The organism is Methanosarcina sp. UBA411 (genome assembly GCF_002495725.1).
Taxonomy (GTDB): domain Archaea; phylum Halobacteriota; class Methanosarcinia; order Methanosarcinales; family Methanosarcinaceae; genus Methanosarcina.
Genome location: NZ_DAGK01000012.1, coordinates 108775 through 129922, shown reverse-complemented (window position 1 = coordinate 129922; position 21148 = coordinate 108775). Strand labels below are relative to the sequence as shown.

Sequence of the window (21148 nt, the reverse complement as noted above, 5' to 3'; positions counted from 1 at the left end):
CCATAGTAATTTAAGTAAAAAGCCTATAACTGATATTTATGCGGTTCAAAATTATCCTTGAGGAAGATGAAGAAGTTGGGGGATTTATTGCCAGTTGTCCGGCCTTAACAGGTTGTTTTTCGCAGGGAGATACGGTAGAAGAAGCTATTGAAAATATTAAAGAAGCAATCCAGGCTTGTTTGGAATCCCTGGCAGAAGACGAACTGCAGGAATGTATTGGGAAATCTTCCTGCAGAGTCGTTGATGTGGTTGCTTAATGTCTGGACTTCCTGTAATTTCCGGAATGCAGGCGATTAAGGCCTTTTCTAAAGCTGGCTGGCTCCCTCACCAGCAGGTAGGAAGTCATGTTGTCCTGAGAAAAGAAGGCTCAAAAGTTACGCTGACTGTTCCGAAGCACAAAGAACTGAAACCAGGCCTCTTAAGAAGTTTGATAAAAGCTTCAGGACTGACAGTGGAAGAATTTGAAGCTCTTTTGAAGTAAAATCTTTGTGAGTTCAGCCACTTTTTCGTGTGTATCCTGAAGTCAGGAGATATATCCGAAAACGGACTCTTAAATACAAAATGGCAATATTTTCCCGCTTTAATTCAGTTTTAATAAATTTCGGGAAGTCTGCTGAAATCTTGCCCGAGTACATCTGTTACGAAAAGATAAAAAACTTGAGTTTATTACTTTGCTTTTCTTGCTAGAAAAGTAGAGCTGTCTCCGCGATGAAATCTAAACTCGCCTTCCAGTATGTCTTTTTCTTTTATCCTGACCCAGCCACTACCAAAGACATGGTCGCACTCATCATTTCCTTCCCAGGTGAATTCAAACCTTTTGCCACCAGCATAATCAACGATCCTTCCGTCTATATCACCAGAAACTAAATCAAATTGAAAATGTCCCATATTGTCTGGCTCTATCACAATATAAGCCTGAACTTCCATATTGAAATAGTCTTCATCCCATAATTCCATCTCATAAATGTACCATGGCCCTGTGAAGTCCATACTCTTGATTCTCTTTTCTTGAATAAAAACACCGCTATATAATATATGAATTTGAAACCCTAGGAGACTATTAATTCAGTAAAATTGCATATTTATAAGGAGCCCTCCACATGGCCTTTTTAATAAAATGATCTTTTCCTTTGGAAAGGCTATTTTATCACATTTCATTCAGTATTCGTTTGATATCCGGTTTTGCTTCGGGAATACCTTCTTTAACAAATAACCAGACTACTTCCAGGTTCACTCCAAAGTAAGCATGAATCAATTTGTCCCGTATCCCTGCCAGATTTTTCCACGGAACGGAAGGGTATTTTTCACGTATTTCAAATGGGACATTCTTTGTTGCTTCGCCAATGATCTCCAGAGCCCTAACGACTGCAAACTGGGTTTTACGATCTTCGGTAAACTCTTCAAATGTCCAGCCGTTGATAAATTCTTCTGCGCTTCCATTGCATCATAAATATCCTGGATACAGTCTTTTACTTCACGAGTTTTTAATCCCTCTTCAGACAGTCTCAACTTCACTCAGGATGTGTTTGCCTATGTTCGGCTTCAAGGCATCTTTCATAACAAGGTCTACCTTAACGCCCAGAACATCCGAAAGGTAATTTTCAAGGTTGACAAATTTAAAAATAGTAGGGGTCTTGCTGAACTCGACGAGTATGTCAAGATCGCTTCCGGATCTCTGCTCTCCCCTTATGTAAGACCCAAAAATCCCCAGGTAGCTGACATGGTACTTTTCTTTAAGCTCAGGGAGCATTTCATGGAGTTTTCGAATATAAGTGTCAGCTTCTTTTCGGTTTTCCGACATTATTTCAGGCTCTATTTGGTTCATTTTTGAGATAACATAGTATTTTGCAGTTGTAGTATTTATAATTACTAAAGAAGGAGAGTAAAATCTTCTTCACGCTTAATTCAGTTTTAATATTTCTCCAGCGGGCTACTAAAATCTTCTCCTAAAACTGTTGTAAAATTGAAACGAAGTTGAAAAAACGTTTTTTATGTTTAAAGAGATCAGAGTTAGAAGGAACCCTTTAAAAGCTTAAAAAGTTATATTTTAGCTCTTAGAGAAGTAATTCAGGGATTTTCATCTAATTTTGCTTCTTTTACAAAATCCTTTACTATAGTTTCTCCTCCATCAAAGCTCATATTCTGGATTTCACAATAGAGACAAGCAGAGGCACAGGAATCGTCATTAATCCTTTTAGTATGTAAGGTTTATATGAGTCAAGTTTACTGGGTCTTGTTAGACGTTTGTAAGATTCGGGTTGCGTCTTCAGATTTAGATCTTTCCTCACAGTTTTCCTATCGTGATCTATTTGTCTGGCGATTTCACTGATACAGAAGCCTTTTGAATGCAACACTTGTATCAATAACCATTCTTCCTTTTTCAGCATTATTTATGATCCTCAATCTTTTCTCGAGGATTGGAAATTGGGGAATTTAAATCTGGCTAAAATGAGGAGTTATTCACCGGCATTGACACCTTTTTCTAATCCTGTATTTTTACTTATGTTCTCTAACTCTTTATACAAAAGAATACCCAGTGTATCTTCGGGACTGAGGTTTAATTCTTCAGATATTTTGGTAAGTATTTGAGCGTTTTTTTTCGATAAAAATACAGGTTCTACCTCTGTTTTACCCCAGTGTAAAAGTACAACTTTCTCTATAGTCATTTTTTTTATTTGTTTAACACAAAATTCAATCCCGTGACTTCGGCTGCTGAATATTTTTTCGTCACATAATTTATCAAGCCATTGTGCAAGATCATTATCCATCGAAATAGTAAATCGTTCTTTCATTACTAAATCATACTGTTGCCTCTAATATAAACAATTCTATGATTTTAAGCCCAATACAAAACTATTTAGGTGAATAATTCATCATATAGTATGAATTATTCACCAAATACGACGAACTAAATTATAATAAATATCAATATGGTTTAGATTTTCCGATCTAAAAAGAATCATCAATCTAAAAAGAATCATAATAGAAAATTAACCTCAATTGATTTCCAAAATATTTTTTTTCGTTTTATGGAGTAATTGCTATATAGTGTAGTAAAAACTTCACTACATTATATATACATTTTTAAAGAACTATATATCGAGTTAATAAACGGAGATTATAAATGGCCAAAGTCGTAAAGAAAAAAGAACAAATTAATGCCACAGTATCTCCGTGGATCAAAAAACAGTGCCTGGAACTAGCTAAAACTCCCGAATTTTCTAGCGTTTCCGATGTAGTATCTCTAGCATTATCTGAATTTTTTGGAAAATACGAGTATATAAAAATTAAGGAATTAAAGGAACATGAGACTCGAATTCCTGATTTGCTTGAAGTCCTAATGAAAACTAAAGAAGGTCAAGAATGGCTTAAATCTGTTTACGAGATCAAAACTAAAAAAATCAATCATTCAAGAGAAAAAAATTGTCTTTTAGAACAAAATATTGAAGGTCTTATAGGATTCAGAGTAAAAGAAAACTTTGTACTAATATTCATAGATGGAGATCTAGAAGGCGTCACAGGTTACGATAAAGAAGATTTTCTTTCCGGTAAAGTTAAGTGGGTAGAAATAATTACACCCGAAGATCGTTTATTAGCTTGTGAAAACTTAAAAAAAGCTATGTATGAGTCAGATATCTCTACCGAAATAGAGTACAGAATATTAAGAAAGGACGGGGAAACAAGATGGGTTCTGCAAATTCTCCAGAAACTTCCAGCAGGCTCCAGATCACAAGGATGTGTACAAGGTTTAATTCGCGATATTACAAAAAGAAAAGCTGCAGATTTTACTCTTAAAAAAACGTATGAAGCTCGTATAAAAGAAATCTACCACAGGATAAAAAATAACTTGCAAGTAATCTCGTCTCTTCTCAGCCTCGAAGCTGACAGATCTACTGATGCAAAAATGCTTGAAGCATTTCGGGAAAGCCAGAATCGGGTTACTTCCATGGCTCTGATTCATGAAGAACTCTACAAAGGAGACGAAGTAAATAATCTTGACTTTACAGATTATCTCCGAAAACTCACGAATAATCTTTTTCATTCATACAGATTAAGAAATGAGGAAATCAGCCTGAAGCTTGAACTTGAAAAGATATACTTGGACATGAATACCGCAATCCCACTCGGAATTATTGTCAATGAACTGATCTCAAATGCTCTGAAGTATGCTTTTCCAGCCCAAAAAGGCGGAAAAATCCATGTAAGTCTTCATACAACAGAAAAATGTGAAAAAAGATATAAAAGTGTCAGAAACTCAGGAACAGAACAAAACTGTATAAATAAAAAAAAATTTCAGTTTATTTTGATAGTATCCGATAATGGTAATGGATTTCCGGAGGAGATCGATCATCAGAATACGAATTCTCTCGGTCTCCAGATTGTGAACATTCTTGTTGAACAAATAGAAGGTTACATTGAACTTAAAAGGAATAATGGGACTGAATTCAGCATTTACTTTAACAAATTGGTATAGAGATCTTTTTATTTACTTTAGCTAATTATACCTTAAATAGTTTATATACGGAAGATTTAAGATATTTTATAACTCAAAAATAAGTAAGGGAACTTATCTATTCACAATGAATCCATCTTCTGTGGGGGCGCAGAGTATTGGATGAAGTTTTCCCCGAATACGGTTATTAAGAAAAGAGAATTGAAAAACCGCGATTTTTGCAGATTTAAAGGAGTTTAAAAGGAGCCCTCCGCAGGGCCTTTTTGCTCAAAGTGATCTTTCCCTTTTGGGGACGGTTTTTATGATCATTTACATCTCGTCCAGTATTTGTTTGAGATCCGGTTTTGCTTCGGGAATACCTTCTTTAACTGATAACCAGACTACTTTCAGGTTCACTCCGAAGTAAGCATGAACCAATTTGTCCCGTATCCCTGCCAGATCCTTCCACGGAACGGAAGGATATTTTTCACGTATTTCAAATGGGACATTCTTTGTTGCTTCACCAATGATCTACAGAGCCCTAACGACTGCAAACTGGGTTTTACGATCTTCGGTAAACTCTTCAAATGTCCAGCCGTTGATAAATTCTTCTGCGGCTTCCATTGCGTCATAGATATCCTGGATACAGTCTTTTACTTCACGAATTTTTAATCCCTCTTCAGACAGCCTCAACTTCACTCAGGATGTGTTTGCCTATGTTCGGCTTCAAGGCATCTTTCATAACAAGGTCTACCTTAATACCCAGAACATCCGAAAGGTAATTTTCGAGATTGACAAATTTAAAAATAGTAGGGGTCTTGCTGAACTCAACGAGTATGTCAAGATCACTTTCTGATTTTTGCTCTCTCCTTATGTAAGACCCAAAAATCCCCAGGTAGCTGACATGGTACTTTTCTTTAAGCTCAGGGAACATTTCATGGAGTTTCCGAATGTAAATGTCAGCTTCTTTTTGGTTTTCCGGCATTTTTTCAGGCTCTATTTGGTTTCTTTTTGAGATATCATAGTATTTTGCGGTTGTAGTATTTATAATTACTAAAGGAGGAGGGTTAAATCTTCTTCATATTCAATTCAGTTGAAATATATTTCTCTCGCCGGCTGTTTGCTGGAATCTTCCCCGAGTACGGTTGTTAAGATAAGTGAAGAAAAGCGAAATTGAAGAACCCATGATTTTTGCAGCTTTATAAAGAGCACTTTGCAGAGCTTCTTTAGATTAAGCGATTCTTTTCCTGTGAGGGAGGTTTTTTATGATTCAAGTGGAATTTTTCAGGTGTTATATTTATTGAATAAACCAAATGTCAAATCTTTTCACCCATACAAATTTAAGTAAAAACCTCATAATCGGTTTTATGCGGTTCAAAATTATCCTTGAAGAAGACGAAGAAGTAGGGGGATTTATTGCCAGCTGCTCCGGTTTACCGGGCTGTTTTTCACAGGGAGATACTGTAGAAGAAGCTATTGAGAATATTAAAGAAGCGATTCAGGTTTGTCTGGAATCTCTCGCAGAAGATGAACTGCATAACCCTTTTTGAAATAAGCTTCCTGTTAGAAAAAGCTGAGTTTTCGAATTACATTTAAATATACATGAAGACAGATTGAAATGAAAGTACGTGAGGTCATAAAACTTCTTGAAGCCGATGACTGGTATCTGGTTGCAACAAAAGGTAGCCACCGGCAATATAAGCATCCAACTAAACCAGGCAGGGTAACAATTGCAGGGCATAGTGGAGATGATCTTGCTCCAGGAACATTGAACAGCATATTAAAACAGGCTCAATTAAAAATAGAGGACTGAATCATGCACCGTTTCCTCGTTGTAATCGAAAAAGCAAATAATAACTACTCGGCATATTCTCCTGACCTACCGGGCTGTGTAGCTACCGGTTCCACCAGAGAAGAGGTAGAGAAAAACATCTATGAAGCCATTGAAATGCACGTGCAGGGACTTCTTGAGGACAATTTGCCTATTCCTGAATCAGAGTCCTTTGCCGAGTACGTGGCTATTGCCGAAAAACCTTCTACCAGTTCTGAAGTTGTATAATTTTATTTTTTACTTCAAACCTCTTTTAAGTCACATTAAATATATTTTTCCTGCCGGCGGTCTGCTTTAATCTTCCCCGAATACGTTTGTAGATATTGAAAACCTAATACCTGTGAGTTTTCTAAATTTAAAAGAGTTTATTAAGAGCCCTTTACAGGCCTTTTTGCTAAAAGTGATCTTTTCCCTTTGTGGGAGAACTTTCCAATTTAAGTAATCTTCTCTTCACTTTTATTTCAATTGAAATATATTTCCCCGGCCGGAGAGTCTGCTCAATCTTCCCAAAATATGTTTGTAAAATCAAAGTGAGATTGAAAAACCACGAGTTTTCTGGATTTAAAGGAGTTTATAAGGAGCCCTCCGCAGGGCCTTTTTGCTCAAAGTGATCTTTTCTGCTAGGAGGGCTATTGTCTGATTGATCTCACCCTAATAGCTATTTATTCTTAGAGCTCATCCCAAAACCTATTTTATTCCTAAATCGATCAAAATTTCAGAATTATTTTCATTATCTGTGACTCGATTGACAATTTCAGATTCAAAATTCAAGGAGTATATTTTGAGTTTTGAGATAAACTCTTAAATTAGTTCATAATCTCGGAAAGTATTTTGTAGAAATTGGATTCGTTCGGTTTCAATTTCTACAAAATACTTTTAGTCTTCTCTTTTTATGGTCGTTTCTGGACTCTGAACACTGCAATCAAGAGCATAATTGTAGTACTGAATAATCCAAATCCTGGAATGGTAGGAATTTCAGATTTTGCGTAAATATTCTGTGTTGATTCTCCTTCAGTCATATGCCATTCGGCTTTTTTTCCATTAGTAATATCAGCGTTTGATTCAATTATCTTGCCTGGCATCTCGAGATAATAATCAATTTTTGCTTCATTGTCTACATCCGCATTATATACTATATATCCGTCAACCTTTGTTACGTTTACATTCTCATCAGGAACTCCTGAAATTTTGACTTCAACATTATCTTCATTCTGAACTTCTGAGTATTTTCCGCCTTCATCGATAACATATTGCTTTAATGTTTTTCCCTTTTCTTCCTTTACCTGATCATTTATCAAAGAATATACTACTGTACTTGTATTAACTGTGGTATCAAATTTGTCAAATTCCCCGTTTTTATCCACTTTCACGTCATATGTAAGTGAAACACATCCACTTGTAATCACTACCAGAATCAAAGCTGCCGCTATTGCGATTTTTTTCATTCAAAATTCCTCAAGTTTATTTAACCTTTTAGGTAAAGGGAAAACTTGGCTTTAATCTTTTGATTTTGTCATTTACTCTTGGATTCGGCTTCTCTCATATTTATATAATTATTTTCAGGAACGTCTTCGTGACATCGTACGCTACGTTGTTAAATATCATCTATAGTGGGCTCCAAATTTTTTGCCATGTCAAGTAATGATTTCCATATGAATTTATCTTTTAGTCTTCAATATAATGTATTCCTCAGTTAATAATTTAGAAAATATGGTACATATCGGTCTCAATTTCTGCCTAGCTTTAGTTATTAGAGACTTAAAATTTGTAGACTCCAAATTGAGTTTTAGGATTCACTCGGAAAAAAACTAAAAAGGCATTTATCACTACAGTTTTAGTGAATTACATCAATATTTTTAAACTACAGATATCTTTTGACTATTTTTTAGAATTAAATTCGAAACAAGCATATATGTGGACTGTTTAGCCTAAAATTGAACTAATTTAGTTTCATAAAATTGTGTTGGATACTAATCGGTAATGAAGTGATATTTTGAGTATAGATAAAAATAAGGAAGAAAATAAAATAGACCCTCGATCTACTAGGCTTGTATGTGCAAAACTCTATGAAGGAGGGTTACTCTGTTCATATAAAATATTGAGCAGTATTAAACGAAAACCATTTAAAGGTAAAAGTCCAGAATTCGAATTAGATATCGATAGGATTACTAAGGAAGCTGAAGCTGCCTTTAAGTACCATATGAAATTTGCTTTAATGGCTGTAGTGCTTTCATTTTTAGGGCTTATTTTTTCTATATATATGTATGACTATAGTTCCTTTGAACTTTGGCAATATCTATATTATGGGTATTCTGAGCAATTTGGATTTGTGCAATTTATGTTTTATGCTTTCTCAATATCCGCGATTTGTTTATTACTACTCAAGCCTGTTCATGATAGAAGTATTGCACTTGGAAATTTCTCCAAGGGGCACTTTAATCCGAAATTTGACAAAAATATCTCTTCAGAGACACAAAATGGGATAGAATCAATTTTAACCAAGCTTTGTGATTGGATAACACGAAGCAATGTAATAATTGAGGAAGACAAAGGAAATTCTCAAAATATTATACTATTTGGAGACTATTTCCCATTTTTAGGTGCAGGGATAAAAACTAGAAATTGGAATTTTGTAACTGATTTAACAAAACAAAAGAAAGGTTTGGGATCTTTAGTAGAATTTCAGAATAACCAAGAAAAAGGAAGTAAAATTAGTGAATTATCTTTAAAAGAGTTATACGAGGCAGTATGCGATAGAATTGATGCAAAAAACCTTCCCAATCTTTCATACAAATTTATTTTATTTGCAGATGGGAATAAGGAAGATGAAGTCGGTTTTCTGTTAAGAGACAGGTTAAAACCATGTACATATAATAAACAACTTCAATTACTTACTGACCAATTATTAAATAAATCAGTGGAAAATGACCAGTCTGAAAATATTAAATCGTTTTTTGATATTTGTGAAGAAGGTATCTTTAAAGACTATAGAACATATTTTAATATAAGTCATCTTGATAAAAATAGATCAACATTATTCTCTACATTTTTAAGACTTTCAAAAATAGAAAAAGAGTTGTTTGCGGAGTGCTCTTTTTACGTTTTAACTCCAATCGACGAAAATATATATAACATAGACAAACTGCCAAAGAACAATAGTTTCTTTACTGTAAAATCTATGCTTGTTACTGTTGGTCTTATAATAGTTTATATTCTATTCTCCGAGCTACCATATATTGGGATAATTCTAGCTTTTGTTTTGTTTATCTTTGCTGTTCGTCCATTAGCTAAGATATTGATAAATAGAGCTAAAGAAACAGAATATAGTGATGACATTGAACAAATTAAAAGAGGAGAACCTCATAATTATGGACTTTCGAAGACATTCAGGGAGACAATTGCAAGTCCTGATTACAAGAACTATTTTGGTGCTCAAGATATCATACTGATCCAAAATACTATAGAAAATGCTATTATAGACTCTGTAGCAGACTTATTAGATGCTAAAGGAATAGACACGTCTTTTATTAGAAGCGAAATGGTTTCCTTTATTAACAAAGGAATAATGCAGTTTGGTGGGAAGATGGAAAATTCACAAGTTGCCTTTGGAGATGGAATTAAAGTAGCTCAGAAGATGCAACAATTTACGCAAAAGGTATTTAGTGCTTCTAAGGAGTTTAAAAATGAATAAAGGGATAATACAGTTTGGCGGAAACATGGAAAATTCACAAGTTGCCTTTGGAGATGGAATTAAGGTAGCTCAGAAAATGCAAAAAAACATTAAGGTTATAGAAGAGGAAAACAAAAAAGATATAGAAGATGGTTTGGAAGCTATTAAGAGACAGTTAGAAGACCTAAACTTAAGGTTATCAGAACATAGAAATTCTTTGGATGAGTTGGGCAAAAAGACTTTAATTCTTGAAACTGAACTCAAAGAGGAGAAACCCAATAAAGAAAGGATTAAAAGATGTCTAACAGAGTTATCTTTGATAGCTTTCCAAACTACAACCACCACGAATAATCTGTTGCATATATTATCTGCGTTCAAGTAACATTAAAAGCAATAGTCAAAGTGATGCATTACTAAAAGCGATAGGTATTTATGAAATAAATATATCCTTGAATCGGCCAGGAGTAGAAGTTTTTCTATATCTGGCCATTAATTTTAATATTATATATAATACTACCAATATCATTGGTGATCTGAGAAATTAAATTCTTTTAGTTTTTTAAATTGATTTAATTTAAATATATTTTTCCTGCCGTCCGTTCTCTTAAATCGTCATCAAATTTTTATGAAAAAACCAGAGAAAATTGAAAACTCACGATTTATACAGATTCAGAGGGAGTCTTTCTCAAAGCCTTTTGAAAAAAGTGATCTTTCCCTTTTGGGGAGGTTTTTCTGATTAAAGTGAACTCTTCTCCACGTTCATTTCAGTTTTAATATAATTTTCCGGCCGGAGGACTACTCAATCTTCCCCGAGTACGTTTGTGAAGATAAAGTTAAGAAAAGCGAAATTTAAAAACACGTGATTTTTGCAGCTTTATAAGGGTGATTTTGTAGGATTTAGATTAATCGATTATTTTTCCTCGTGAGGAATTTTTCTGATTCAAGCGACATTTTTCAGGTGAATTCTAGGACTTATCCCAAAAGCTATTTCATTTCTACTCATTGACAATTTCTATAATTGTTTTCATGATGAGGAGTTTGATCGGGTATTCTGATATAAGATTCAAGAAACAAATTCGAATTTTTGTGATGTTTTATATGAACTTTAAGAACTTTGGATCATTAATTTCAGCGTCACAAAACGGATTTGGATAAAAAGCAATTTTATTCCATTTATCTCGGAATAGCACACCACTTACATTCTTCATTTCTGCCTCTGAAAGAAATATCCCTTCAGTGCGATCATATAATAATTTATCAATATCAATCTCATCAATTGACGGCTCGCACCAATCTAGAGCAATTATATAGTGAACTTTCCTATGTTCGTCACCAAACGAGTTTCTTTTAGTCGCTTTATCGAGTAATCTTGCCTTTATATAATCGCACAGTATATCAGTAGGAACCTCAATGTAGTCTGAGGAAATAAATCTTGGATATCCCTTTCCCGAATCAGTTCTTTCTATTGTAAATGTGAGGCTCTCAGTGTCGATTACATCTGACGGAGTTTGAAATGTATTCTTTGTTAGTTTCTCTTTGAATATTTCTTCAAACATATCTAATGACTTTTCAACAAGATCCTTTTGAATATGTCTTTCAATACGTTTCATCCTAGGTACTGATAATTCTGTATTTAGAGACACATCAACCCGATAAGGGTGAGATTTTAAAATTTCTCTAAGACGACTTGATATTATGTCTCTGATATGTGGATTTTCGTTGACCCTCGTCACCTCTACATAAGAAGTAATAACTTCATCTCGAAATAGTATGTCAGGTGATTTACTTGGCAAGTAATCATCAGGTAGTAGTTTTAGTTCATTTATTTCTTTGTTCTTTGCTATTAATAACGCGAACTCTAATTCAGAAAGTATTGAACTAAATTTTTTCAAAGTCTTTACATCTTTTAATTTCTCTTGAATTCCTTCGCATTTATAAGATATCAGTTCTGAAATTAGGTTATTAAGGTAAAAAAGATAACGTGAATTATGCTCGTATTCTTCAAAAATTGCATTTTTCAAATAAAGATTATCTATTAATGCCCAAGATAAATCTGGATATTGTTCATTCATAGTGCTAAACTATAACTAATACAATATGAAAATTATGAAAACAATTTTCTCTCTTCTTCAAAATTCTCTTGGGAAGGCCCGTGCTACGCACGGTGACAACAACGGTTTAAGACAGCTACTACTGCACTCTGAAAAAGCTAAATCCATTAATTACTCTGGAACTATAGAACATAATTGAAACTTCAAAAGTAGCCAGAAATAAGTCAAAAAAGAGAATAATTATCCTGCCTACTGAAAAAACAGGCAGGTAAATAAATAAAACTCACAAATTCACTGTTTATCCATCACTTTCCTGTACATCCTCGCCTGGAACCCGTGATACTTCGCAAACCCTTCTGCATCCTTCTGGTCAATGGTCTGGCTGTCAAACGAAACCAGGTCCTCGGAATAGAGGGCATTCGGCGAGCTGCGGGCAAGGATAGTAAGTGCGCCTTTGTAGAGCCTGACTTTCACTGTACCTGTAACCCTTTCCTGGGACTTGTCGATAAAGGCATTCAGGTCGGCATAAAGCGGCTCGTCCACAAGCCCGTAATAGGCAAGTTCGGACCACTGGTCGTCTACGATCTTCTTGAACTTGAGTTCGCTGCGGGTCAGGACGAGTTTCTCAAGGTCGGCGTGGGCTGCCAGGAGAACGGTTGCAGCCGGGTGCTCGTAGTTCTCACGGGCTTTTAAGCCGAGAACGCGGTCTTCAATCATATCGGTCCTGCCAACGCCGTTTTCGCCTGCAATTTCATTCATTTTCTTGACAAGGGCGTAGCCGCTCATTTTTTCGCCATCAAGGGAAACCGGGACTCCGGCTTCAAAACCGATGTCAACAATCCTGGGCTGGTCAGGGGCTTTTTCAGGTGAAGTTGTCCACTCGTAGATCTCTTCCGGTGGGACAAATGAAGGGTCTTCAAGCCTGCCGCCTTCGATGCTGCGGCTCCAGATATTTTCGTCAACGCTCCAGGGCTTGGATTTTGTGGCTTCCACCGGGATTCCGTGCTCTTTTGCGTACTCGATTTCCCACTCGCGGGTCAGGTTCATTTCCCGCATAGGGGCGATAACGTCCATGTCAGTCTGGCGGAAAACAGCTTCGAAACGGAGCTGGTCATTACCTTTTCCTGTGCAGCCGTGCGCAAGGGCGACTGCGCCTTCTTTCTTGGCAGCCTCAACCACTTTTTTGGCGATCAGGGGGCGGGCAACCGACGTGCCCATAACATAGCCTTCGTAGCTTCCGTTGGCTTTGATCAGGGGGAAGATGTAATCTTTAACGAACTCTTCCTTTGCATCGATCGTGTAATGCTTGTCGCTTATCTTCTCGGCTTTTACGTCAGCCCGCTTGATTTCCTCTTCAGGTTGGCCTACATCGACCGAGATTGTAATTACTTCGTCGTACCCGTACTTTTCCTTGAGGATGGGGATGCACACTGATGTGTCAAGCCCTCCAGAATATGCAAGTGCAACTTTCTTTGCCATGCTTTTACTACCCCTTTAACTTTGGATTAAAACAAATAAGAGTCATGTGTGACTTGAAACAGATCTAATTTGAAACAGATCTAATTTGAAACAGATCTAATTTGAAACAGATCTAATTTGAAATAGATCTAACTTGAAACAGATAAGAGAATTGAATATGATTGATAGTCTAAAAATATATAAAGATGGCAGACAGGCCATCTTTTTCGACTCGGTGTATTTAAGTAGAACTTCGAGCCGGAACTTTCTGGCTTTTATCCGGGTTTAGCCGGCTCATTTGCTTTCCTGTTTCATCTCTTTATGATATTCGTTGATGGATTTTATGGTAAGGCCCTGTCCTTTCTTCATAGTTTCTATGGCATCGGCTGCGGCTATTGCTGCCTGCATTGTGGTTATGTACGGAACCTTGAAATCCACGGCTGCCCGCCTGATTTTTGAGCCATCCCTGCGAGACTGTTTGCTTGTTGGAGTGTTGATGATAAGGTCAACCTCATCCCTACGCATCATATCTATGACATTCGGGCTTCCGTCACGAACCTTCTTCACGACGTCCATAAATACCCCGTTTTGTGCAAGATAGTTTACAGTGCCTTCAGTGCCCATAAGTTCGAGGCCTGCTGCCTGGAGTTTCCTTGCAACGTCTACAAGTTTGGTTTTGTCTGCATTCCTTATGGAAAGGAAAACTTTTCCCGTAAGGGGCAGCACATTGTCGGCTGCAAGCTCGGCTTTATAGTATGCCCTTCCGAAGTCGTAGTCAACACCCATGACCTCGCCAGTGCTTTTCATTTCCGGGCCAAGGACAGGATCTGCGCCTGGTAATTTATCAAAAGGCAGGAGTACTTCCTTAATCGAAACATGATTTGGCTTTGGTTCTTCCATGCATCCCAGGCTTTTTAAGCTGTGCCCGACAATAACTTTAGCTGCGATCTTTGCAAGTGAGACTCCAACAGCTTTTGAAACAAAGGGAATTGTCCTGCTTGAACGTGGGTTTGCCTCAAGCACATAGACCTTTCCACCTTTTTCTGCCATCTGAATGTTGATTAGCCCTTTGACCTTAAGTCCAAGCGCTATCTTGCGGGTATAATCCCTTACCTGGGAAAGTACTTCAGGTGAGAGAGTCTGGGGTGGAATCACACATGCTGAATCTCCTGAATGGACACCTGCTTCCTCTATGTGTTCCATGATTGCGCCGATAAGTACGTCTTTCTGGTCGCAGACTGCATCCACATCAATTTCCGCGGCTGCCTCCAGGAAATCGTCGATAAGGATCGGGTGTTCGGGAGAAACCCTGACCGCTTCTTTCATGTAACGTTCAAGGTCAATTTCATCATATACTATTTCCATTGCCCTTCCGCCAAGCACATAGGAGGGACGCACAAGTACAGGGAAGCCGATCCGTTTTGCAACCTCGATTGCTTCCTTCTGGGAAGTTGCATACCCGCCTTCAGGCTGCGGAATGCCAAGCTCCTGCATAAGAAGATAGAATTTTTCCCTATCTTCGGCAAGGTCCATGTCATCAGGGTCAGTTCCAAGAATCACGGTATTAAGGTCAGTCCTGTGCTCCAGTTCCTGCTTGAGAGGAATAGCAAGGTTCACTGAGGTCTGCCCTCCGAACTGCACAAGGACTCCATCAGGCCTTTCGCACTCGATTACATTCATCACATATTCCAGGGTCAGAGGCTCAAAAAAGAGCTTGTCCGAAGTATCGAAGTCTGTAGATACAGTTTCGGGGTTGTTATTGATAATATGAGTCTCGATGCCTTCTTCCCGAAGCGCAGTGACTGCATGAACAGTACAGTAATCAAACTCGATTCCCTGTCCTATCCTGATAGGCCCTGCTCCAAGGATGAGGATCTTCTTCTTTTCTGTGGGATTTGTCTCACAGGCATCTTCATAGGTTGAATAATAATAAGGAGTAGCTGCTTCAAACTCGGCTGCGCAGGTATCGACCATCTTGAAAGTGGCTAAAATTCCGGCTTTGTGCCTGAGGTCGCTTATTTCCTGCCTTGTCCTGTCAGTCAGTTCGGCAAGGCGGGTGTCCGGGAAGCCAATCCTTTTTGCTTCGCGCAGAAGTTCAGGAGTAAGTTCTTCTTTCCTGATGCGCTTTTCCATGTCCACGATCCTTTTTATCTTTGAGATGAAGAATGGATTGATACTTGAAAGTTCGGCAATTTCCTTTACCGACATGCCCCGCTCAAGGGCATTGAAGATCACAAAAAGGCGTTCGCTTGTAGGGGTCTTGAGGAGAGTTTTAATTTCAGGCTCTTCCCATTTTTTTATTCCTAACTGGCTGTCGATATCCAAGGATTTAAAAGCCTTTAGCAAAGATTCTTCAACGGTCCTGCCAATTGCCATGACTTCTCCAGTACTCTTCATGGCTGTGGTCAGGGTCTTGTCTGCAGTTGTAAACTTGTCAAAAGGCCACCTGGGAATTTTTGTAATTACGTAGTCCAGAGCAGGTTCAAAAGAAGCTGGCGTGTTTTTGGTAACACTGTTTATGATCTCATCAAGTGTCATTCCGATTGCGATCTTTGCGGTTACGCGGGCAATTGGGTAGCCTGTAGCCTTTGATGCAAGGGCTGATGACCTTGAAACCCTGGGATTTACCTCGACAATACGGTAATCGCCTTCTTTCAAGGCGTACTGAATATTACACCCGCCTTCGATCTTTAGGGCACGGATGATCTTAATTGAGGCACTCCTTAGCATCTGGTGTTCGGCATCACTTAAGGTCTGGGAAGGGGCAACAACTGCCGATTCACCTGTGTGTACACCCATGGGGTCAATATTTTCCATGTTACAGATAACGATGCAGGTATCGTTTGCATCTCTCATGACCTCGTACTCGACTTCTGCCCAGCCAAGCACGCTTTCTTCTATGAGTACCTGGTTGATGCGGCTGCGCCTGAGCCCGCGCTCTGTGATTTCAAGCAGTTCTTCTTTTGTGCGGGCAATTCCACCTCCTGCTCCGCCGAGGGTGTAAGCCGGACGGACGATGAGAGGAAGGCCAAGTTCTTCGACAACGTCTTCGGCTTCTTTTAAAGTATTAACTGCCCGGCTTAAAGGAACCTTCTCCCCTATCCTGAGCATGGTCTCTTTAAAGAGTTCTCTGTCTTCGGTGTTTTTAATGGCTTCGACAGGGGTTCCGAGAATCTGAACTCCGTATTTCTCAAAGACGCCCTTTTCTGCAAGTTCACTGGTAATATTAAGGCCCGTCTGCCCTCCAATGCCTGCAATAATTCCGTCAGGGCGCTCTTTTTCAATAATCCTTTCTACAACTCTGGCATCAAGGGGCTCGATATAAACCGAATCTGCCATTTCAGGGTCGGTCATTATGGTTGCAGGGTTTGAGTTTACAAGTACTACCTTTACCCCTTCTTCTTTTAAGGATCTGCAGGCCTGGCTGCCTGAAAAGTCAAATTCCGCAGCCTGTCCGATAGTGATTGGCCCTGAGCCTATAAGCAAAACTTTCTTTATGTCCTCGCGTTTAGGCATTAAATCTCACCTCCGAGGACTTTTACAATCTTGTTAAAGAACATTTCCTCGGTATCCATCGGCCCTGCCTGAGCTTCGGGATGGAACTGCACACTGAAAATATCCAGGTCTTTGTGGGAAACCCCTTCTACGGTTTTGTCGTTTGCATTCAGGTACTTCACATATAACCCTGTACCATCAAGAGAGTCCGCATCAACGGCATACCCGTGATTCTGGGAGGTTATGAAAATCTTGTTTTCAATGAGGTCCTTTACTGGCTGGTTTCCCCCCCTATGCCCGAATTTCAACTTGTAGGTCTTTGCTCCCATAGCAATAGAGATAATCTGGTGACCGAAACAGATCCCGCAGACCGGAATTGTGCCTGCAAAAGCCTTTACGGCATTGATCGCATCCTTTGCTTTTTCAGGATCTCCTGGCCCGTTTGAGATAAAAAGGAGATCCGGTTCGTAATCTGCAATTTCCGAGGGTTTTGTGGTTGCAGGAACCAGTGTAAGGTCAATTCCACGCTTATGCAGATCATTTATTATATTCCGCTTTACACCAAGGTCAACTACAACTGCATGTTTGCGTTTGCTGCTGCCTTTCCAGGCGCCTTCTGCTCCGGGAATGAAATGCGGCTCTTTACAGGTTACAAGAGAGATAAGTTCCTCGTCCGTGAGCTGTGGAGAGTTTCTTGCTACATCAACAGCCTCCTCCCCGTCGTCGCTGCCCGTGATAAGGGCTGCTCTCATGGTTCCACGCTCCCTTGCTCCTATTGTGAGCATCCGAGTATCCACGCCTTCAATTCCTGGTTTTCCTTCGTCCTCCAAAAACCTGTGGATAGAACGAGTTGATTTATAATGATAGGGTTTTTTGCAGGCTTCCCTCACAACAAGCCCCTCTGCATGCATATTATCGGACTGGACACGCTCCCCACTGACACCGTAGTTTCCGATAAGGGGGTAAGTGAACATTAAAATCTGACCCTTGTAAGAAGGATCTGTTAGAGCCTCCTCATATCCCGTGAATTGAGTGGTAAAAACAAGTTCGCCGCAAGCTGTGCCTTCGGCACCAAAACCGGTGCCCTTAATAACTGTTCCATCTTCTAAACCTAATACTGCTTTCATCATCTGAACCTGCGAGTAAATGTCATAAGACATGTATAAGTGTTACGATGACTTTCCCGATTCTCGAATTTGCCCTATTTTTTTCAGTCTTTTAATATATAAATCTTTCAATTATATAATTTTTTTCGGAAATCTGCCTTTCAAACTATAAAGTGAAACGTTATTTTCGAAAGACCAGGTATCCATTGTAATATTTTTTAACATATTAATAAAAAACCGAGTAAGTGGTAAAAATTACTAATTTGTTGAAGTAGAGTAAATTTCTTTAGTACAGCAAAATAATAATCTGAAATCCAGATATGCTAAAGTAAAATAAACTTTCATACTTTTTGACCGAAAAGTTATACCAATTCATATGCATTTTTTAAGGGGTAGACTTTTGCTATATTATATTTTCGCAAAAAAATTATATATAAGTGGGAAAGAAATACTAGTCAGGAAAATAAGTTGTTTAAGCTGCAAAAAATAGAGATTTTCTTAAATTAAAATCTTCAACTGGTTGAAGTAATTGTAAAAGGGCTAATTAGCTCGAATAATATTTGGTTTTTATTAACTGAATTTTTGTGGCAATTTTTTAACAACGTTTTTACCTTTTGTAAAGATTATTGGTTATTTTTTAAAAGCCACTTAGTCAAACCGTGGTATTACATGGACAAGTCATATGGATAAAAATATAAAACTCGAATTACGAAACATTACAAAGATTTTTGGTAAAAATCCCCCGAAAGTGATTTCCCTTCTAAATGAAGGGTTATCCAAAAGTGAAATTTTTAAAAAAACAAAACAGACTGTCGGGCTTAACAATGTCAATTTCGAAGTCTACGATGGAGAGATCTTCGTCATAATGGGGCTTTCTGGTTCAGGGAAATCCACTCTTTTACGCTGTCTAAATCGCCTAATCGAGCCAACTGCTGGAAAAATCCTGATAGATGGGCAGGATATCACACAGATGAATGCGAAAGAACTGCGAGATATACGCAGGACCAAAATCGGGATGGTGTTCCAGAACTTTGCCCTGCTTCCCCACAGGACTGTACTTGATAATGTGGCTTATGGGCTTGAGATCCAGGGGATTCCTAAAGAAAAACGTTATTCTAAGGCTCTCGCAGCTATAGAATCCGTAGGGCTCAAAGGCTATGAGCACAGCAAGATAACCCAGCTGAGCGGAGGCATGAAGCAGAGGGTAGGACTTGCAAGGGCGCTTGCCAATAACCCTGATATCCTTCTCATGGACGAGGCTTTCAGTGCCCTTGATCCTCTTATCAGGAGCGATATGCAGGACGAGCTGCTTGCCCTTGAGGACAGGGTGCAAAAGACAATTATCTTTGTCTCCCATGATCTGGACGAAGCTCTGAAACTCGGGGATCGCATTGCCCTCATGAAAGACGGGGAAGTAGTCCAAATAGGGACCCCTGAAGAGATCCTGACCGAACCTGCAGATTCCTATGTCTCAAAGTTCGTTGAAGGTGTTGATAGATCTAAAGTCCTCACAGCTGAATCGGTCATGAAACGGCCTGAACCGCTCGTATCCATCAATTCCGGACCCAGGGTAGCTATCCAGTTAATGAAAAATCATGGGATCTCCTCGATTTATGTAGTTGAGGGAAAGAACAGGCACCTGAAAGGTATACTTATGATAGGTGATGCCCTTGAAGCCCTTAAAACTGGAAAGAGCCTTGAGGTAGCAATGTTTCCGGATTCGCCCCGCGTGGCTCCAGATCTGCCTCTTAGTGAGGTGATCCCGCTGATTGCGGAAAGCCAGTACCCCCTTGCTGTGGTCAATGATTCCGGAAAATTGCTTGGGATTATAGTCCGGGGCACTGTACTTGGCGCTCTTGCAGTGTCTGGAGAGAACGGACGGGCCGAGACTCCCGAAGAAAAGGATCCCGAAGAAAAGGATCCCGAAGAAAAGGATCCAGAAGAAAAGGATCCAGAAGAAAAGACTTCAGAGGAAAGAAAATCTGCAGGGAAATTTTTTAAACATAAGCCTCCCGAGAAAATTGTCTTCATTGGCAAAAATAAAGGAGAAGTCGGGCCCTATTCTGAAGGCTCAGGTGTTACGGATGGCAAGGGCGATATAATTAATGATGGAATTGACAGCGGGGCTCCTGCCGAGGCGACTGCCAAAGTACCTTTAAGGTCTGACTCCGGGTCTGGTCAAGAGGCGAAAACATGCTGATCCCCCGGCTCCCTGTCGGAGACACAGTTGAATTTGCTGTGGACTGGATCGAAGGCAATTTCGGCCTGTTTCTTGACCTCACAAGCAAGCAGCTTGATCTCCTTATTTCGGGTTTAAAAGATGCGCTTCTTTTCCTGCCTCCAGAATTCTTTATCCCTGGAATTTCTCTACTCTCATACTTTGTAGGAAAGCGCAACATCAAACTTGCAGCAGGGACTGCATTTGGTTTTTTCCTTATCGAGAACATGGAGCTCTGGGAGCTCTCAATGGAGACGCTTGCCATTGTACTTTCGTCTGCTCTGCTTGCTCTTATTATTGGGATTCCGCTTGGGATCCTTTCTGCAAAAAATAACATACTTTTCCATGTTGTAAAGCCTGCACTCGACTTCATGCAGACTATGCCATCTTTTGTGTACTTAATTCCTGCTCTCATATTCTTTGGGCTCGGAAATGTTCCTGGCATGATCGCAACTGTTGTTTTTGCAATGCCTCCTGCAATAAGACTCACAAACCTCGGGATAAGACAGGTCCCAAAAGAGCTTACTGAGGTTGCAGACGCCTTTGGTTCCACTGGCTGGCAGAAACTTTCCAAGGTTGAACTGCCTGTGGCACTCCCGACTATAATGGCCGGGGTCAACCAATGCATTATGCTCTCCCTTTCAATGGTTGTAGTTGCAGCCATGATCGGAGCCCGAGGGCTTGGATATCAGGTTCTTTTCGGGATACAGCGTGTGGACATTGGCATGGGCTTTGAAGCAGGACTTGCTATTGTCATAATCGCGATCTTCTTGGACCGGATTACTCAGTACCTTAGCCCCAGATAAAAGCCCTAGATAAAAGCGCTATTTCCAGATCTTTCCTTAAAAGGGTGTTCTGAATAGGATATTCACTTTAGCAGGGCAGCC

At 39.1% G+C, this 21148-nt stretch carries 22 protein-coding genes and 1 pseudogene; 10 read left to right on the top strand and 13 right to left on the bottom strand.

Annotation, left to right across the window (positions count from 1 at the left end):
- Window positions 1-38 precede the first annotated feature (38 nt).
- Together BP861_RS04350 and BP861_RS04345 are read left to right on the top strand one after the other, a co-directional pair.
- The gene (locus BP861_RS04350; RefSeq protein WP_292372927.1) at window positions 39-257 is read left to right on the top strand and encodes a type II toxin-antitoxin system HicB family antitoxin; all 219 of its coding nucleotides are present in this window, start codon (window positions 39-41) and stop codon (window positions 255-257) included.
- Window positions 257-481, top strand: coding sequence for a type II toxin-antitoxin system HicA family toxin (locus BP861_RS04345; protein WP_292372925.1), 225 nt, complete (start codon window positions 257-259; stop codon window positions 479-481). Before BP861_RS04350 ends, BP861_RS04345 begins: the two co-directional genes overlap by 1 nt.
- Before the next feature lie 185 nt (window positions 482-666).
- On the opposite strand, the gene BP861_RS04340 is transcribed toward BP861_RS04345, so the two are convergent.
- The 5 genes and pseudogenes from BP861_RS04340 to BP861_RS04320 all read right to left on the bottom strand — a co-directional run bounded on the left by BP861_RS04340 (window position 667) and on the right by BP861_RS04320 (window position 2792).
- A complete protein-coding gene (locus tag BP861_RS04340) occupies window positions 667-990 on the bottom strand; it encodes a hypothetical protein (protein ID WP_292372924.1) in 324 nt (107 codons plus the stop codon).
- A 157-nt stretch (window positions 991-1147) separates the two neighbouring features.
- Window positions 1148-1420: a DUF86 domain-containing protein gene (locus BP861_RS04335; RefSeq protein ID WP_292373286.1), complete on the bottom strand. Its 273-nt coding sequence runs from the start codon at window positions 1418-1420 to the stop codon at window positions 1148-1150.
- 75 nt (window positions 1421-1495) lie between these two features.
- On the bottom strand, window positions 1496-1801 hold the full coding sequence (locus tag BP861_RS04330) for a nucleotidyltransferase family protein (protein ID WP_394339161.1): 306 nt from the start codon (window positions 1799-1801) through the stop codon (window positions 1496-1498).
- A gap of 284 nt (window positions 1802-2085) precedes the next feature.
- Window positions 2086-2387: pseudogene (locus BP861_RS04325) on the bottom strand (IS21 family transposase); the annotation flags it as partial.
- A gap of 69 nt (window positions 2388-2456) precedes the next feature.
- Complete coding sequence (locus BP861_RS04320) at window positions 2457-2792, bottom strand: ribbon-helix-helix domain-containing protein (protein WP_292372921.1); 336 nt, start codon at window positions 2790-2792, stop codon at window positions 2457-2459.
- A 332-nt stretch (window positions 2793-3124) separates the two neighbouring features.
- Here BP861_RS04320 and BP861_RS04315 point away from each other — a divergent pair, with 332 nt between their 5' ends.
- Complete coding sequence (locus BP861_RS04315; protein WP_292372919.1) at window positions 3125-4474, top strand: histidine kinase dimerization/phosphoacceptor domain -containing protein; 1350 nt, start codon at window positions 3125-3127, stop codon at window positions 4472-4474.
- A gap of 288 nt (window positions 4475-4762) precedes the next feature.
- Here the strand turns inward: BP861_RS04315 and BP861_RS04310 are convergent, their stop codons facing one another.
- Genes BP861_RS04310 through BP861_RS04300 form a run of 3 tightly spaced genes read right to left on the bottom strand, consistent with a single transcriptional unit; the run spans window position 4763 to window position 5417 of the window.
- Window positions 4763-4960: a DUF86 domain-containing protein gene (locus tag BP861_RS04310; protein ID WP_292373284.1), complete on the bottom strand. Its 198-nt coding sequence runs from the start codon at window positions 4958-4960 to the stop codon at window positions 4763-4765.
- A 3-nt stretch (window positions 4961-4963) separates the two neighbouring features.
- A complete protein-coding gene (locus BP861_RS04305) occupies window positions 4964-5131 on the bottom strand; it encodes a hypothetical protein (protein ID WP_292372918.1) in 168 nt (55 codons plus the stop codon).
- Window positions 5112-5417 carry a nucleotidyltransferase family protein gene (locus BP861_RS04300; RefSeq protein WP_292372916.1) on the bottom strand — a complete coding sequence of 102 codons (306 nt, stop codon included), beginning with the start codon at window positions 5415-5417 and terminating at the stop codon, window positions 5112-5114. Before BP861_RS04300 ends, BP861_RS04305 begins: the two co-directional genes overlap by 20 nt.
- Window positions 5418-5799: 382 nt before the next feature.
- On the opposite strand from BP861_RS04300, the gene BP861_RS04295 reads away from it, so the two are divergent.
- The 3 genes from BP861_RS04295 to BP861_RS04285 all read left to right on the top strand — a co-directional run bounded on the left by BP861_RS04295 (window position 5800) and on the right by BP861_RS04285 (window position 6491).
- Entirely contained in the window at window positions 5800-5982 is a 183-nt protein-coding gene (locus BP861_RS04295; protein ID WP_292372915.1) for a type II toxin-antitoxin system HicB family antitoxin, read from the top strand.
- 68 nt (window positions 5983-6050) lie between these two features.
- Window positions 6051-6245 (top strand): type II toxin-antitoxin system HicA family toxin, encoded by a 195-nt coding sequence (locus BP861_RS04290; RefSeq protein WP_292372914.1) that lies wholly within the window; start codon window positions 6051-6053, stop codon window positions 6243-6245.
- Between the two features lie 3 nt (window positions 6246-6248).
- The gene (locus BP861_RS04285) at window positions 6249-6491 is read left to right on the top strand and encodes a type II toxin-antitoxin system HicB family antitoxin (RefSeq protein WP_292372913.1); all 243 of its coding nucleotides are present in this window, start codon (window positions 6249-6251) and stop codon (window positions 6489-6491) included.
- Between the two features lie 662 nt (window positions 6492-7153).
- On the opposite strand, the gene BP861_RS04280 is transcribed toward BP861_RS04285, so the two are convergent.
- A complete protein-coding gene (locus BP861_RS04280; protein WP_292372911.1) occupies window positions 7154-7708 on the bottom strand; it encodes a hypothetical protein in 555 nt (184 codons plus the stop codon).
- Between the two features lie 548 nt (window positions 7709-8256).
- Between BP861_RS04280 and BP861_RS04275 the strand changes: the two genes are divergently transcribed.
- A complete protein-coding gene (locus BP861_RS04275) occupies window positions 8257-9954 on the top strand; it encodes a hypothetical protein (RefSeq protein WP_292372909.1) in 1698 nt (565 codons plus the stop codon).
- Window positions 9947-10315: a hypothetical protein gene (locus tag BP861_RS04270; protein ID WP_292372907.1), complete on the top strand. Its 369-nt coding sequence runs from the start codon at window positions 9947-9949 to the stop codon at window positions 10313-10315. The genes BP861_RS04275 and BP861_RS04270 overlap by 8 nt, the downstream gene beginning before the upstream one ends.
- Before the next feature lie 712 nt (window positions 10316-11027).
- On the opposite strand, the gene BP861_RS04265 is transcribed toward BP861_RS04270, so the two are convergent.
- The 4 genes from BP861_RS04265 to carA all read right to left on the bottom strand — a co-directional run bounded on the left by BP861_RS04265 (window position 11028) and on the right by carA (window position 18064).
- A complete protein-coding gene (locus BP861_RS04265; protein ID WP_292372906.1) occupies window positions 11028-12005 on the bottom strand; it encodes a hypothetical protein in 978 nt (325 codons plus the stop codon).
- A gap of 270 nt (window positions 12006-12275) precedes the next feature.
- Window positions 12276-13463, bottom strand: coding sequence for an argininosuccinate synthase (locus tag BP861_RS04260; protein ID WP_292372904.1), 1188 nt, complete (start codon window positions 13461-13463; stop codon window positions 12276-12278).
- 273 nt (window positions 13464-13736) lie between these two features.
- A complete protein-coding gene (gene carB, locus BP861_RS04255) occupies window positions 13737-16958 on the bottom strand; it encodes a carbamoyl-phosphate synthase large subunit (RefSeq protein WP_292372902.1) in 3222 nt (1073 codons plus the stop codon).
- Window positions 16958-18064, bottom strand: a complete 1107-nt coding sequence (carA, locus tag BP861_RS04250) for a glutamine-hydrolyzing carbamoyl-phosphate synthase small subunit (protein WP_292373282.1) — start codon at window positions 18062-18064, stop codon at window positions 16958-16960. Before carA ends, carB begins: the two co-directional genes overlap by 1 nt.
- A 661-nt stretch (window positions 18065-18725) precedes the next feature.
- Between carA and BP861_RS04245 the strand changes: the two genes are divergently transcribed.
- Both BP861_RS04245 and BP861_RS04240 read left to right on the top strand, forming a co-directional pair.
- A complete protein-coding gene (locus BP861_RS04245) occupies window positions 18726-20243 on the top strand; it encodes a quaternary amine ABC transporter ATP-binding protein (RefSeq protein ID WP_292372900.1) in 1518 nt (505 codons plus the stop codon).
- Complete coding sequence (locus tag BP861_RS04240; protein ID WP_292372898.1) at window positions 20237-21067, top strand: ABC transporter permease; 831 nt, start codon at window positions 20237-20239, stop codon at window positions 21065-21067. Before BP861_RS04245 ends, BP861_RS04240 begins: the two co-directional genes overlap by 7 nt.
- Window positions 21068-21148: the final 81 nt, after the last annotated feature.